Raw genomic sequence first — 12,326 nt, 5'->3', positions numbered from 1 at the left:
GATCGATTGACGGTCCCGGTCGCACTCTGTTCAGGCAGCGGGCGTTCGGCCCGCACCATCGAAAGAGGAAGCGACACCATGATTCTCGTAACCGGAGCCACCGGAACCGTCGGCCGCGCGTTGATCGACCAGCTGCGCACCGCGGGCGAACGGGTTCGCGCAACCAGCCGACAGCCGGCGGACGCACAGCTGCCCGCCGACGTCGAGGTGGTCCGAGCCGACCTCGGCGATCCCTCTCAAATGGCCGCTGCCATGCGCGGCGTCGATCGGGTGTTCCTGTTGTCCACCGGCCCCGCGATTCCCGAGCACGACGCGATCGTTGCCCGGGCGGCCGCCGACGCGGGCGTCGAACGCCTGGTCAAACTGTCGTCGGGCCGCACCGGCGACGACACCGCGACCGATCCCATCCCCACCTGGCACCGCGCGGGCGAACAATCGGTGCGCACATCCGGCGTGCCGTGGACCATCGTGCGCCCGCTCGGGTTCATGTCCAACGCACTGCACTGGGCAGGCACGATCCGTGTGCGCGGAGCCGTATACGCGCCCTATGGCCAGGGGCGCATTGCCGTCATCGATCCGCGCGATATCGCGGCGGTCGCAGCCGTCGCGCTCACCGCCGACGGGCACGACGGTCAGGTGTACACCCTGAGCGGACCGCAGGCGCTGTCCCCGGGCGAGCAGACCGCTGTCCTCGGCGAGGTGCTCGGCCGATCGCTCGAATTCGTCGAAGTCGCACCGGAACAGGCACGTCAGGCCATTGTCGAGCACGGCGTGCCCGCCGAGATGGCGGACGCGATCATGGCGCTGCGGGCCACCGCGCTAGCGGCTTTCACCTCCGTCGTACACGACACCGTCGAACGGCTCACCGGCGCACCGCCGCGCACCTTCCGGCAGTGGGCGATCGACCATGCCGCCGAGTTCCGCTCCGCCGCAGCCTGACTCGGCCCGGACAGCGGCACGGCGGCAACCCCCGTACGATCAGAGGGTGCGGCTGGGTGTGGGGTTGCTGGCCGTGTCCGTCCTCGCGGCCGGATGCGACGCGAGCGAGAACAAGTGGTCCGACTGGACCGTTACGGCGTATTACACCGCCGTCGAGTCCTACCATGACGGACCGCGCGAAACGGTACACGGTTGCATCTACCTCGACTGTGTCGACGACGACGCCCAACTCGGCGACCTACCAAGCGATTTCGTCGATGCGGTGCGTGACGAGGGCACCGGTCGCATTACCAGCGGCAGCAACGCGGGCGCCTACCTGAACTGGTCCTACGACGCCGGCTTCTGGCTCGACTCACAGCCCCGCGACGCCGCAGGCGAAATCCTGCAGCCCTTCCGCAGCGCCGCCGCCGACGGCCTGGCACCCGGCACCCGCCTGCGCCTCACCGACTGCGGCATCATCGACCCCGAAGCCGCCGCCACCTGCGCCAAATTCCAAGCCGCCGAATGGTCCGTCGGCGACGAATTCATCCCGGGCCCCGGCGGCCCACGCCACCTCGACCTCTACATCGGCGAGGAAACCTCCGCGGACTTCGCCGACTCCACCGACTTCCTCCTCTTCGCCGGGGCCGCCATAGAACCGATCAACGACCTGCCTGACGGGGCATAGGGGCACTACTCGCGGTGTCCCGTTCGCTGCACGGAGCACCGGGCCTGAACATGTTCGGGTCGCGACGGCGCTCAGCTCAGCGCCTATTCCGGCGGGTCGAGGCGTAACCGTTCGACCGGCTGGCCCGTGATCTCGGCGACGAGTTCGAAATCCTTGTCGACATGGAGCACAACGAGTTTCGACTGTTCCGCGATGGCCGCGATCAGCAGATCGGGGATCGAGGGTGCGCGGTGGTGGCCTAGGTCGGCGAGGGTTCGGAGCACCTGGACCGACCGGTTCTCGGCAGCCGGAGTCAGGTACTCCACCGGCATGCTCGAGAGGGGTGGGAGGTCGAGCAACTCGGTCAGATCCTTGGCCGATCTGGCCGAGTAGCCCGTCTCCAGCACAGTAACGGTGGAGATTCGCACGAGGCCACGTTCGATGCGGGTGGCCCACAGCTGCGCATCGGGACTTCGACCGAGGCGAACCAACGCGGACTTGTCGATGAGCCAGGGCCGCTCACTCACGACCACGCCTGCCGCATGACCTCCGGGTCGTCGAGGTCTCGCGCTAGGCGGCCGAGCCGATCGAGGTCCGCCGCCGTCACCGGCGCCGCAGCCGACCGGAAGTCTCGGCTGATCCAGCGGCGAAGGAATTCACTGCGCGATACGCCCAGATCTTTTGCGCGCCGATCTATCTCGGCGATCGTCGAGTCGGGCACATCCCGGATCAAGATGTCGGTCATCAAACCCACCTCCTTGATATCAATGATATCAGCAGGAGACAAGCTCGACCAGAGGCTCAGCGCTGTCATATCCACGCCTCGACTCTTGCCCAACACGGCTCCCATGGGAACCCACGCCCGGGCAATTGTGGATAACTCGGGGGTGTTAGGGAACGAGGCCCTAACCAGCGCAACGTGATACGAGGCTTTGGCGGCCGCGGGGGCGGTAGCGCGCTAGGCTCTGCGGCTGGGTCGGACCCGACGTTATGGGAGGCGCTTCGATTCACACGAAACAACACGCATGGTGGGACAACTACCTTGTAGCCCTGCTCGGTCTCGTGCTCGCGGCCGGATTCGCATTCGCCGCTATCACCGCGGCCTCGGGCGGGGCCTATCCGCTGGCGATTGCCCTGGCGGTGCTGGCAGTGCCCTTCGCCGTTCCCACCATCCTGCAAGTGCTCGGCGAATTGCTCATCTACTTGATGATTCCGGTGGCGTTGGTCGGATTCGTACTGTTCCTCCCGGTTCTCGCGGTGAGTCCGGCGGCGCGAAAGTGGGCGCGACGGCGGTGGCGGAACCGCTGAGCGCGAGTCGACGAAGATCACATCGATCGGTTGTTGGCCGTCCGTAGAGTTGTCGGCATCGAGCTTGCTGCGTAAACCTACGGACGGAGGCCCCAGGTGGGCGGTAGCAAGGCGCGGAGCTGGGACATACGTGGAATCGCGTGGTGGTTGCCGGGGCTCGCCGTGATCGTGTCGGGTGTGTTGCTGTACTCCCCCTTGGGCGTCTCGCTGATCGAGGGACGCGTTGTCGTCGCGGTCGCGATGCTGGTGCTCGGCGCGTCGGCCACCGCGCGGTGGTGGTTGGCGCGCAGCGGCGGTTCGTCTGCCGCCGAGCCCGATCAGCTGCCTGATGGTGACAGCTCCGAGTCCACCCGGCTTATGCGCGCTCAGCGGTTGCTTGGTGTCGAGGCCGTGCTCGCCACCGCGTTCGGCGTGCTCGGTATCGCCGCGCTGACCATGTCGGTGTCCACCTCGCTGCTGTGGGTCGGGGCGTGCTGGATCGGCGTCGGCATCTGCGGCTTGTCGGCCGGGGCGCGACGCGATGATGTGCTCGTCGCGTCCGCAGCACTCGCGGGCTGGCAGGTGCTCGCCGGCGTGATTCTCGCGACGTTCCCCTTTCGCACCGGCCTGGATTTCACCGCGTGGACGGTCATCACCCTCTTGATCACCGGGGTGGCGATGGTGGTCCGCGGTCTCCGGCTGACTGCTCCGTTGCCCCGCGCGAGCACCCTGCGCTGGTGGCGTCCGGCCGCGGTCACCGTGCAGTTGATCGTGCTCGCGGTGACAGTAGGCTGGTACGGGACAATCGTCACCCAGACCGCCCGGCAGGACGCGGAACAAACCCGACTGGCCGCCTTCTACGAAGTGCCACAAGGTATTCCACCCCAACCGCCGGGCACCGTGATCCGTTCTTCGCCGATGTCACTGCCCGGCGTGCACGGCCACGGCCAGCGCATTCTGTACTGGTCTCAGGACCGCAACGGGACCCCCGCGGTGTCGTCCGGCATGGTCTGGACGCCACTCACCGAGGGCACCAACCGACCGATCCTGAACTTCGCCCACGGCACCGTCAGCCTCGGTGCCGAATGCGCGCCGAGCAGGCAATCCGGCATCGCCGCGACCATGCCCTGGCTCAACGACGCCCTCGACCGCGGCTGGGTGGTCGCCGCCAGCGACTACGCGGGCGCCGCAGGCACCGGCGACGGAGAGCACTATCTCGTCGCCACCGACCAAGGCCGCGACACCGTGAACGCCGCCCGCGCCGCCCGCAACCTGCCCGGCACCGGCGCGGGCACCGACATGCTGATCTACGGCATCTCCCAGGGCGGTCTCATCTCTCTGGCCGCCGCCGCGCTGACCCCCACCTACGCGCCAGAACTCCACCTCGTTGCCGACGCTGCCACCGCCCCCGCCTCCGACATCGCGGGCATCCTGCACGAACGCCCACCCCAACTCCTCAACGGCTGGGCCGTCACCCCCTTCCTCACCACCCAGTACGCCAAGGCCTATTCCCAACTCGACCCCAATGCCCTGCTCACCCCGCAAGCCGCCGCCCGTAACGAGGAAATGGCCGGAGCCGGTTGCGCCGCAATACCTTTCGCCGCCCTGTTCGCCCGGATCACCGCCGTCCCAGGCATGGGCGACTACTTCAAGGGTGATCCCCTCGCCGATCCAGCATGGCGCCAAGCCTTCGAGGAAAACCGCGCCCCCGACCTGCCACCCGGCCTCCCCGTCTATCTGGCCCAAGGCCTAGAGGACAAACTCGTCCCGCCGAAATTCACTGCGGCCCTGGTCAACCGCTACTGCACCGCGGGCACCCCCGTAACAACCCAGTGGAACCCCAACGTCGGCCACGACAACCAAAACGACCAAGCCGTCGCCCCCCGCGTCATCGAATGGTTCGCCGACCACCTCACCAACACCCCCACCCCCAACAACTGCGGCGACCCCCTCCCCACCACCCTGACCGGCAACTAGCGGCCCGATTCAGAGCGTTGCATATCTAGCTATTTCTAGCTAGATATGCACAATGACTTCTGTTCGAGTGCCCATTGCCATCGCATCCCGCAAGGGCGTGTCCGGGTTGGTCGCTGCGAGCGAAGAGCAGCGCGTCGTGCTGACCAGCCATGGCCGAGCGGTGGCCGTCGTCGATTCGGCTGAGCGAATCGACGAGGACATGCGCAAGATTCGCGAAGCCAAACTCGCAATCCTCGATGCCGCCGCCGATCTCGCCGCGCAGCGGACGCGGAAGTTCGATCTCGCCGCCGTGTGCGTCCGGCTGGGCGTCGACGAGTCCAGGGTGCGTGCGCTGGCGGCCGAACGAGTCGCGAATCGGTGAGGAAGGGCGAATCGTTCCCCGGTTGCCAGGCGGAGATCGAGTTCTCCGATGCGTTCGTCGAGTATCTCGAGGATCTGCCGCCCGCCGAGTGCGAATCCGTCCTCGTGGATCTGCTTGCGCTGCGCGGTAATCCAGCAGGCAGCCATCCACTGAGCAACCGCGGCAGCGGAGATCGGCTGGCCGGCTGGAACACCCTCGGCGTACTCGGCAAGCAGCATCGCGTCATATTCTCGAGCAGGATCGTCGACGACGTCGGCATCATCGAGGTGCTCTGCGCGGGTCCCCGCCGGGCCGACGCCGCCTATGACATGGCGAATGCGTTGATCCACAGCGGACGGCTCACGCTCGACGAGGCCACCGAACTGTGGCAGGCACTGGTTCTGCTCGATGTGCTGGCCGAAGACATCGGCCTCGACGGGTGGGACTATCGGCCGGAACCCGCGCCGGCCGGTCTCATCCGTACCGTCGTCGCCGCCGGGTTGCTCGACGAGACCATCGCCAGGGTGATGTCGAAGGACGAGATCAATGCGGCGATGTCGCAAGGCTGGGGCGCGGACGGACCCGATCCCGAGGCCGCACTACGCGCCGCGTTGGCACGCGCCCGGGCCGGAGTGGACGCGGGCGACCTGAACCGTATCGTCACCGACCGGGGCGAACCACGGTGTGGCGTAGCGCTTCCCCGGGCAGGCGCCACCTGCATCCGCCGCAAGGATCACCCAGGGCCGCACCGCGCCACTCCCTGACTACGTCGCGCTGGCCAATTGTGTTGCTGGGCTTGATATCAGGCGACGTATGGGCGTTCGGCGCGGGCTGAGCGGAGCGCGGAACCCCACCAGACGAGTTGGTCGAGTAGTTGGTCGGCGGCGGTTTCGGGGGCTGAGGGGTTCGTGAGTTTGCCTGTCGGGTCGAAGAGTTGGGCGGCGCTGTGGAAGCTGACGGTGTCGCGGACGGTGACGGCGTGTAGTTCGGCGAAGACGTGGCGGAGGTGCTCCACGGCGCGCAAGCCGCCGGAAACGCCTCCGTAAGAGACGAATCCGATCGGTTTGGCCTGCCACTGGGTGAAGTGCCAGTCGATCGCGCTCTTGAGTGGGGCCGGATAGCTGTGGTTGTACTCGGGTGTCACTACGACGAAACCGTCGGCTGCGGTCAGTCGGGCACCGACGGATCGCAGTGCTCGCGCGCCATCGGGTTCCGGTTCGTTCGACAGGTGGGCGGGCAGTTGGTCTTCCGCCAGATCGATGAGATCGACCGCGATATCAGCCCGCTTTTCGGCGTGTTCGACGAACCAGTTGGCGACCGTGGGACCGAACCGTCCCGCCCGGGTGCTTCCCATGATCACGGCGACCTTGACCGGATTCTCCGTCATGACAATTCCTTTCGACGCTGGCTACTTACGCGGGTAAGCGTCGAACATCAACAAAGGTTGATGTCAAGTCGCCGGTGATCTACTCGGCCGACCCACTCCCGGGGACCCAGCCACGGCCTACTCCGAAGGGGGTACCGCCGAGTCGGCCACGCTCGATCTCGATGGCGGGGCGCTTGCGATAGTCGGCCTCGAGAATGGGCTCGACATCTCGGTTCTCGTGGACCGCCAGGCACGGCGCGACGAACGCGCAGGCCGAGCAGTGCGCCGGTGTGGGACTCGGGTAGACGTGGAGATCAGGGTGGACCATGTCCAGTATCTCTTCGGCCAATTGTGCACCGGCCATGTGGATCTCGGCGTTGTTGCGCCTGATTACGGTGCGGCGTAGTCCATTACCTTCGATGTGACTGATCCGGTCGGTGGTCTCCGCCGGTCGGCCCTTCACGTAGATGCGCCGGGGCGACGAGACGCCGCGGCCACCACCGCTGGGCTCATGCTGGGGTATGCCACCGCGCCGACGTTCGGGCAGCCGCTGGTTTCGCGGCGAACCCTCGGTGCTCCGCGGCGAGAGCTCGTTGTAGATCGTGCCCGCGACCTCCATACCGTCGTAGAAACGTCCCCACGCCCAGCAGGCCGCCACCGAATCCTCTTCCAGTACAAGCTGTTCCATTGTCGGGAACGGCTCATCGAGCACCCGGTGGCGAACGACCCAGTAGCGGTCGTACTCATCGATGGCCAGTAGGTCGATCCGCCCCGTGTAGTGGATTCCGCCACCGCCGGGGCCGACCAGCCCATGCTCGGGATCGGCCGGGTCGGGCACGATCGCGTCGAAGTCGGTCTCCACCCGGATCGGCGAGAAGCGGTCGACGGTTGGCGCCCAGGAGAAATAGCGCTCCAGCAGCAGGTGGGCGCGATCGAGGGTGGCCTGCCAGTCCGGCGGGTCGGCGCCGAGCGCTTCGCGTTGCCGACCGAGCGCGTTGTCCAGCGCCTTGGTTACCAGCGGCAAGACGATGGCCGCATCCCAATCCCACATGCCGGGGAAGTAGTAGACGGCGAGGGCGTCGCGCAGCGCCCGATCGAGGTCATAGGTGGTTCGCCGCACCGGACTCAGGCAGCGACGCGCGGTCGCGGCGAAATCCCACTGTCGACGGCACCGCTTGAATGCGGCGCGATCGGCGGCACTGACCAGGTATTCCACCGCCCGGCCTCAATGCGTCCGGGGCCAGGGCTCGTCGAGCGGCCATCGGCAGCGGTCCGCGCCGCTGCCGATCATCGACTCCATCTCGGCCAGTAGGTCATCCAGCATTTCGCGGGCGGTCTCACGATCGCCGACCGCATGCTGCCAGCAGTAGTAGATCCACGTGTCGGCCGCGCCCGGCGAACACTCGCCCCCGCCGTACCATCCGTAGGAATCGCCCCGGCGCTCGACATAGACCAGGTCGCCCGGCTGCGGGTCGGCAGTCAGGATGGCGTCGAGCAGCTGTTCGCGGTCCACGGCCACCTCGGAAGGTTTGTCCGGCGCTTTGAATTTTACGCCGCCGGACACTCCTATCCGCTGCCAGAGACCTTGAACCCGAGCAAGCCCCCTACTTTGCCGGAGTGGTGACCGACGGCGCGGGCGGGGACGTGGTCGCCGCAGACGACGTCACGGTCGGCTGCACCGTAGGCGATGCGGTGACCGTCGGCTGCACCGAAGGCGATGCGGTGACCGTCGGCCGAATCGGCTCGGGACACTTGTGGTTCCACTCACCGAGGGTGTTGATCTCGGCAGGCGTGCGTGGATCACCCGTGTAGTCGAACCGCTCCGTGCAGATCACACCGCAGTTGTCATTGCAGTTGTCGGTACCGCCCGGCCGCGGCGCGTTGGGATCACCACAGAAGATCACGCCACAGTTGTCAGTACCGCCGGGCGGCGGTGTCACACCGCAGTTCTCATTACAGTTGTCGGTACCACCAGGCACCTGTGCCGCAGGCTGTCCCGCGTCGCCGACGCCAGGCCGCGACCCATCCTGACGTTGCGGCCCACCCGGATTGCCCTGCGCCGGAATCGAACTCGTCGGCACCACCGTCTTCGTCGCGATAACCGAAGTCCCGGTCACCGAACTCGGCAGCGGCGTACGGGATTCGGATTCCTTCGTCCCGCACGCCACCACTAATACCAGCGTCACCGCGGCCAGCAGCACGCCCAAGACCACACGCAGCCGTCTACTCATCATTACCCTCATCTCCTCCAGCTGCCGAAGCAGCACCCCGAACCGAAGCTAAAAGTACACGGCAACCGAAACTTTCGGACAAATGCCCCATGTCGAATACCGGCGCAGCGAGGCCGACCGAGTAGCCTGCGGCGTGCAGCCAAAGAAAGGTTCGCCATGCCTGACGACGACGACGTGCGAGTCGCTCTGCAACGCCACTGGGCGGCATCCGACGCCAACGACTTCGTGACCGAACACGAAATCTACCGAGCTGATGCGATTCTCGAATATCCGCAATCAGGCGAGCGCATCCGTGGTCGGCACAACATTCAGGCCTCGCGGGAAGCCCAGCCGAACGCGAAACGCTTCACCGTGCGACGCATACTCGGCGGCGGCGACCTGTGGATCAGCGAACTCGTCCTCACCTACGATGAGCAACCGTTCTACGTCGTGAGCATCATGGAATTCGAAGGTGCGGAAGTAGTCCGCGAGACCCAGTACTTCGGCGATCCCTTCGCCCCTGGCCCATCTCGCGCGCAGTGGGTCGAACGAATGGATTAGGGCCGCTGTGGTGATGCGATGGAGCCTGCCAGCGCGCTGTACAGCCAGTTATGCGCGGTCCCCGCAGTGATGCGAGGTCCGAGGAGCTGCCCGCTCAGCGCCCAGTAGCGATGAATCCGTTGATCGGTGTCGGTGGCACCGATCAACAATTGCTCGCGGAAACGCGGCGAATCACGTTCCCCGCGCGCGCTGGCATGGACGTTGACGAATCGATCGAGTTCGTTGCCGTCGTGCGGGCGCACGCCTGCCGAGACAAGGGCCACTACATCCACCATCAGGTTACCCATGTGGAGGTACATTCCTTGACGGTTGCGGATCAGCTCTGGCCGGGTCCGCCAGAGTTGCTGTCGCACAACACTGTTCATTTCGGGGTCGGCAACAAGAGTAGCCAGCTCGGCAAACGCGACAACCTCGTCGATGGACGGATCAGCAGGCGGCTCCGGAACATTCCAGCACACCCAGCCGTCCACCCAGCGCCGAGGAACGGGTGCGAGGATGCGCCGCCAGAACCGTGCGAGGCAATCGTGTATCGCATCACCGTCCTGCGCGGCGGCCAGCAACGCGAGTCGCTCAGCTCGCTGCGTCGGGGCAGCCGTCTCGACTGCTCGCAGCGATGCCCGCCGCCATGCCAATGACCTGAATTCGAGGTCGAGTCGCGCACTTTCGGCGGCGATGGCCTCGGCCATGGACCGCTTGCCGCGCAGCACCTCGGTAATCGAGTCCAGCCCGAGACCGAGCGCGCGCAACCGCCGGACCAGCAGTAAGCGTTCGGTGGCGCTATCGGCGTCGAACATCCGATGCCCGCCCGCGCTGCGCCGGGATTCCACAATGCCTTCGTCGCAATAGAACCGGACCGTGCGCACCGCAAGCCCGGTGCGGTGCGCCAACTCCCCGATGCTCACCAGTATGTCGTCTGTCACAACCTATTGAACCTCCACCCGGGTGGAGATTTTAGCGTACTGGCACTGCAGCTCGGCGGCACCGGGGAACCGGCCGGACGCAGTACCGCAGATATGTGATCGCATCGAGGAGAGGGTGATTCGTGGCTACCACGCAGGAAGAAATCGTCGCAGGCATCGCGGAGATCGTCGAGGAAGTAACCGGTATCGAGGCAGCCGAGGTGCTGCCGGAGAAATCCTTCGTCGACGATCTGGACATCGATTCGCTGTCGCTGGTGGAGATCGCCGTGCAACTCGAGGACAAATACGAGGTCAAAATCCCCGACGAGGATATGGCGAGCCTGCGAACTGTCGGCGACGCGGTCGCCTACGTCCAGAAGATGGAGGCCGAGCAGCCACAACTCGCCGCGGAGTTGGAGGCGAAATTCAAGGAAGGTCAGGGGAATTGATCGCTGACGCACGGCTGAATCCCGCCGCGGTCGAGCTCGGCAACTTCTTCCCGGAGCCACCCGATACCGTATGGCGCGCGTTGACCGAACCGGACCTACTGGAGCGGTGGCTCCTTCGCCCGACCGGATTCGCCGCCTCGGTCGGAACCCACTTCCGATTCGCCATCCCCACCGCACCGATCGATGAGGTCGCCTGCGAAGTACTTGCGGCCCGGCCGTACGAACAGCTGACCTACAGCTGGGCCCATCCGCAGGCCGAGCACCCCGCCCGATGGATTGTCGACTGGACGATGCGCCCCCAGGGCCGTGGCACCCGACTTCTGTTGACACAGACAGGCTTTGACATCGAAGATCGCCGACAGAAGATGGTCCGCAACGCCACGGAACGAAGCTGGAAGCGTTCCGTTCTGCCGAGACTCGGTGAGGTGATCCACCACTAGAAGTCTGGAGTTGGTTGGGTCGCCAGTACGCCGCAGTCGGCCCGACCATCTAGGACTGCGGCGCAGCGCGCACGCCCGAGGCCGCCAACTCCTCGGCGCCGACCTGTCAGGCTCGCTGCCGCTTGATCAAGGGGCCTCGATAGCGGGCCGGCCAGAGTTGGGCTCGATTCGCGACCATAGCCAGCGTGCGGCAGGGTTGGACGCACCATGACCGACTACGACGACGATTCTTCGCAGACCAGCCGGTGGCGACACGGCGCGCGCCTCGCGCTGTGCATCGCATTCCTACTCGGGATGTTCTATCTCGTTGCCGTCGTACGGGTTATCGACATCAACGGCGTGCGCGACATGATCGCCGAGACCGGTCCGGCCGCACCGTTCGTCTACGCAGCGGTGTCGGCCCTGCTCGGCGCCATCCTTGTTCCTGGCCCGATTCTGGCGGCTGGGAGCGGCCTGCTTTTCGGACCACTGGTCGGGACATTCGTGACATTGGGTGCGACCGTTGGCACCGCAACAGTCTCCGGCTTCCTCGGACGCCGATCAGGCCGCGAGAGTGCGCGCGCCCTTATCGGCGCCGAACGCGCAGATCGCCTCGACGCCCAGATCGAACGCCGCGGCCTCTGGGCCGTAGTCGCCCAACGCTTCGTCCCCGGCGCCCCAGACGCCCTGTCGTCCTACCTCTTCGGCGCCCTCGGCGTCCCTCTATGGCAAATGGCCACTGGCGCCTTCATCGGCTCAGCCCCCCGAGCCTTCGTCTACACCGCCCTAGGCGCCTCCATCGGCGACCTCTCCGCCCCCCTCGCCTACACCGCAATCACAGTCTGGTGCATCACCGCGATAATCGGCGCCTTCGCCGCCCACCGCACCTACCGCACCTGGCGCCGCCACGGTGAAAAAATCGATCCAGCGGCGAAACCCTAAACATTGAAGCGGAATTCGACTACGTTCCGTGCTCGAACACGTGCACTTCCCCCTCGTCCGCGCCGCAAGCTTCCAGTGCGTCGGGCCTGTTCCCAAACTCGTGGAGTACGAGCCGCTCGGCCGGATAGTGGGCCGTCACATGCGTTCAGTCGGTCGCGATGTTCAATCAAATTGAACATCGCGACCGATTGAACACGCGGTGCGGCCTACACGTTGAAGCGGAATTCGACCTCGTTCCGGAACAGAACAACATCTTGTCGCCGATCGCCCGCGGGGCCCCTCCCCACGCTG

17 protein-coding genes are annotated in these 12,326 nt (G+C 66.1%); 10 read left to right on the top strand and 7 right to left on the bottom strand.

Annotation, left to right across the window (positions count from 1 at the left end):
* The first annotated feature begins 78 nt into the window (after positions 1-78).
* Together ACIBK2_RS35465 and ACIBK2_RS35460 are read left to right on the top strand one after the other, a co-directional pair.
* Positions 79-939, top strand: coding sequence for an NAD(P)H-binding protein (locus tag ACIBK2_RS35465; protein WP_396973901.1), 861 nt, complete (start codon positions 79-81; stop codon positions 937-939).
* A 46-nt stretch (positions 940-985) separates the two neighbouring features.
* Positions 986-1,606: a hypothetical protein gene (locus ACIBK2_RS35460; RefSeq protein ID WP_396973899.1), complete on the top strand. Its 621-nt coding sequence runs from the start codon at positions 986-988 to the stop codon at positions 1,604-1,606.
* 83 nt (positions 1,607-1,689) lie between these two features.
* Here ACIBK2_RS35460 and ACIBK2_RS35455 read toward each other — a convergent pair whose 3' ends face one another.
* On the bottom strand, positions 1,690-2,112 hold the full coding sequence (locus ACIBK2_RS35455; protein ID WP_396973898.1) for a PIN domain nuclease: 423 nt from the start codon (positions 2,110-2,112) through the stop codon (positions 1,690-1,692).
* Complete coding sequence (locus tag ACIBK2_RS35450) at positions 2,109-2,330, bottom strand: ribbon-helix-helix protein, CopG family (protein ID WP_379280802.1); 222 nt, start codon at positions 2,328-2,330, stop codon at positions 2,109-2,111. The genes ACIBK2_RS35455 and ACIBK2_RS35450 overlap by 4 nt, the downstream gene beginning before the upstream one ends.
* A 245-nt stretch (positions 2,331-2,575) precedes the next feature.
* Here ACIBK2_RS35450 and ACIBK2_RS35445 point away from each other — a divergent pair, with 245 nt between their 5' ends.
* The 4 genes from ACIBK2_RS35445 to ACIBK2_RS35430 all read left to right on the top strand — a co-directional run bounded on the left by ACIBK2_RS35445 (position 2,576) and on the right by ACIBK2_RS35430 (position 5,953).
* Positions 2,576-2,893, top strand: a complete 318-nt coding sequence (locus ACIBK2_RS35445; RefSeq protein WP_396973895.1) for a hypothetical protein — start codon at positions 2,576-2,578, stop codon at positions 2,891-2,893.
* Positions 2,894-2,989: 96 nt separating this feature from the next.
* On the top strand, positions 2,990-4,849 hold the full coding sequence (locus ACIBK2_RS35440; RefSeq protein ID WP_396973893.1) for a lipase family protein: 1,860 nt from the start codon (positions 2,990-2,992) through the stop codon (positions 4,847-4,849).
* A gap of 52 nt (positions 4,850-4,901) precedes the next feature.
* Positions 4,902-5,210 carry a hypothetical protein gene (locus ACIBK2_RS35435; protein WP_396973891.1) on the top strand — a complete coding sequence of 103 codons (309 nt, stop codon included), beginning with the start codon at positions 4,902-4,904 and terminating at the stop codon, positions 5,208-5,210.
* Positions 5,207-5,953 (top strand): type II toxin-antitoxin system RelE/ParE family toxin, encoded by a 747-nt coding sequence (locus ACIBK2_RS35430; RefSeq protein WP_396973889.1) that lies wholly within the window; start codon positions 5,207-5,209, stop codon positions 5,951-5,953. Before ACIBK2_RS35435 ends, ACIBK2_RS35430 begins: the two co-directional genes overlap by 4 nt.
* Before the next feature lie 38 nt (positions 5,954-5,991).
* Here the strand turns inward: ACIBK2_RS35430 and ACIBK2_RS35425 are convergent, their stop codons facing one another.
* The 4 genes from ACIBK2_RS35425 to ACIBK2_RS35410 form a co-directional block, all read right to left on the bottom strand.
* Entirely contained in the window at positions 5,992-6,576 is a 585-nt protein-coding gene (locus ACIBK2_RS35425; RefSeq protein ID WP_396973888.1) for an NADPH-dependent FMN reductase, read from the bottom strand.
* Between the two features lie 79 nt (positions 6,577-6,655).
* Positions 6,656-7,771 carry a hypothetical protein gene (locus ACIBK2_RS35420; RefSeq protein WP_396973886.1) on the bottom strand — a complete coding sequence of 372 codons (1,116 nt, stop codon included), beginning with the start codon at positions 7,769-7,771 and terminating at the stop codon, positions 6,656-6,658.
* Positions 7,772-7,780: 9 nt separating this feature from the next.
* The gene (locus tag ACIBK2_RS35415) at positions 7,781-8,074 is read right to left on the bottom strand and encodes a hypothetical protein (RefSeq protein WP_396973884.1); all 294 of its coding nucleotides are present in this window, start codon (positions 8,072-8,074) and stop codon (positions 7,781-7,783) included.
* A gap of 85 nt (positions 8,075-8,159) precedes the next feature.
* The gene (locus ACIBK2_RS35410) at positions 8,160-8,786 is read right to left on the bottom strand and encodes a hypothetical protein (protein ID WP_396973882.1); all 627 of its coding nucleotides are present in this window, start codon (positions 8,784-8,786) and stop codon (positions 8,160-8,162) included.
* A 156-nt stretch (positions 8,787-8,942) separates the two neighbouring features.
* Between ACIBK2_RS35410 and ACIBK2_RS35405 the strand changes: the two genes are divergently transcribed.
* Positions 8,943-9,326, top strand: coding sequence for a nuclear transport factor 2 family protein (locus ACIBK2_RS35405; protein WP_396973880.1), 384 nt, complete (start codon positions 8,943-8,945; stop codon positions 9,324-9,326).
* On the opposite strand, the gene ACIBK2_RS35400 is transcribed toward ACIBK2_RS35405, so the two are convergent.
* The gene (locus ACIBK2_RS35400) at positions 9,323-10,246 is read right to left on the bottom strand and encodes a MerR family transcriptional regulator (protein ID WP_396973878.1); all 924 of its coding nucleotides are present in this window, start codon (positions 10,244-10,246) and stop codon (positions 9,323-9,325) included. The two genes, ACIBK2_RS35405 and ACIBK2_RS35400, sit on opposite strands and share 4 nt — an antisense overlap.
* A 122-nt stretch (positions 10,247-10,368) precedes the next feature.
* Here ACIBK2_RS35400 and acpM point away from each other — a divergent pair, with 122 nt between their 5' ends.
* The 3 genes from acpM (at position 10,369) to ACIBK2_RS35385 (ending at position 12,035) form a co-directional block, all read left to right on the top strand.
* Positions 10,369-10,674 carry a meromycolate extension acyl carrier protein AcpM gene (gene acpM, locus ACIBK2_RS35395; RefSeq protein WP_396973876.1) on the top strand — a complete coding sequence of 102 codons (306 nt, stop codon included), beginning with the start codon at positions 10,369-10,371 and terminating at the stop codon, positions 10,672-10,674.
* The gene (locus ACIBK2_RS35390; protein ID WP_396973874.1) at positions 10,671-11,114 is read left to right on the top strand and encodes an SRPBCC domain-containing protein; all 444 of its coding nucleotides are present in this window, start codon (positions 10,671-10,673) and stop codon (positions 11,112-11,114) included. The genes acpM and ACIBK2_RS35390 overlap by 4 nt, the downstream gene beginning before the upstream one ends.
* A gap of 207 nt (positions 11,115-11,321) precedes the next feature.
* Positions 11,322-12,035: a TVP38/TMEM64 family protein gene (locus ACIBK2_RS35385; protein ID WP_396973872.1), complete on the top strand. Its 714-nt coding sequence runs from the start codon at positions 11,322-11,324 to the stop codon at positions 12,033-12,035.
* Positions 12,036-12,326: the final 291 nt, after the last annotated feature.

The organism is Nocardia sp. NPDC050175 (assembly GCF_044459885.1).
Classification (GTDB): domain Bacteria; phylum Actinomycetota; class Actinomycetes; order Mycobacteriales; family Mycobacteriaceae; genus Nocardia.
Note: the sequence above shows the minus strand (reverse complement) of the source record. Positions and strands in the feature narration are given on the sequence as shown.

What these genes read in the sequence shown, in the direction of transcription:
- ACIBK2_RS35465 (WP_396973901.1), top strand. Translation starts at nt 79, where the DNA reads ATGATTCTCGTAACCGGAGCCACCGGAACCGTCGGCCGCGCGTTGATC.
- ACIBK2_RS35450 (WP_379280802.1), bottom strand. Translation starts at nt 2,330, where the DNA reads ATGACCGACATCTTGATCCGGGATGTGCCCGACTCGACGATCGCCGAG.
- ACIBK2_RS35445 (WP_396973895.1), top strand. Translation starts at nt 2,576, where the DNA reads ATGGGAGGCGCTTCGATTCACACGAAACAACACGCATGGTGGGACAAC.
- ACIBK2_RS35435 (WP_396973891.1), top strand. Translation starts at nt 4,902, where the DNA reads ATGACTTCTGTTCGAGTGCCCATTGCCATCGCATCCCGCAAGGGCGTG.
- ACIBK2_RS35425 (WP_396973888.1), bottom strand. Translation starts at nt 6,576, where the DNA reads ATGACGGAGAATCCGGTCAAGGTCGCCGTGATCATGGGAAGCACCCGG.
- ACIBK2_RS35410 (WP_396973882.1), bottom strand. Translation starts at nt 8,786, where the DNA reads ATGAGTAGACGGCTGCGTGTGGTCTTGGGCGTGCTGCTGGCCGCGGTG.
- ACIBK2_RS35405 (WP_396973880.1), top strand. Translation starts at nt 8,943, where the DNA reads ATGCCTGACGACGACGACGTGCGAGTCGCTCTGCAACGCCACTGGGCG.
- ACIBK2_RS35385 (WP_396973872.1), top strand. Translation starts at nt 11,322, where the DNA reads ATGACCGACTACGACGACGATTCTTCGCAGACCAGCCGGTGGCGACAC.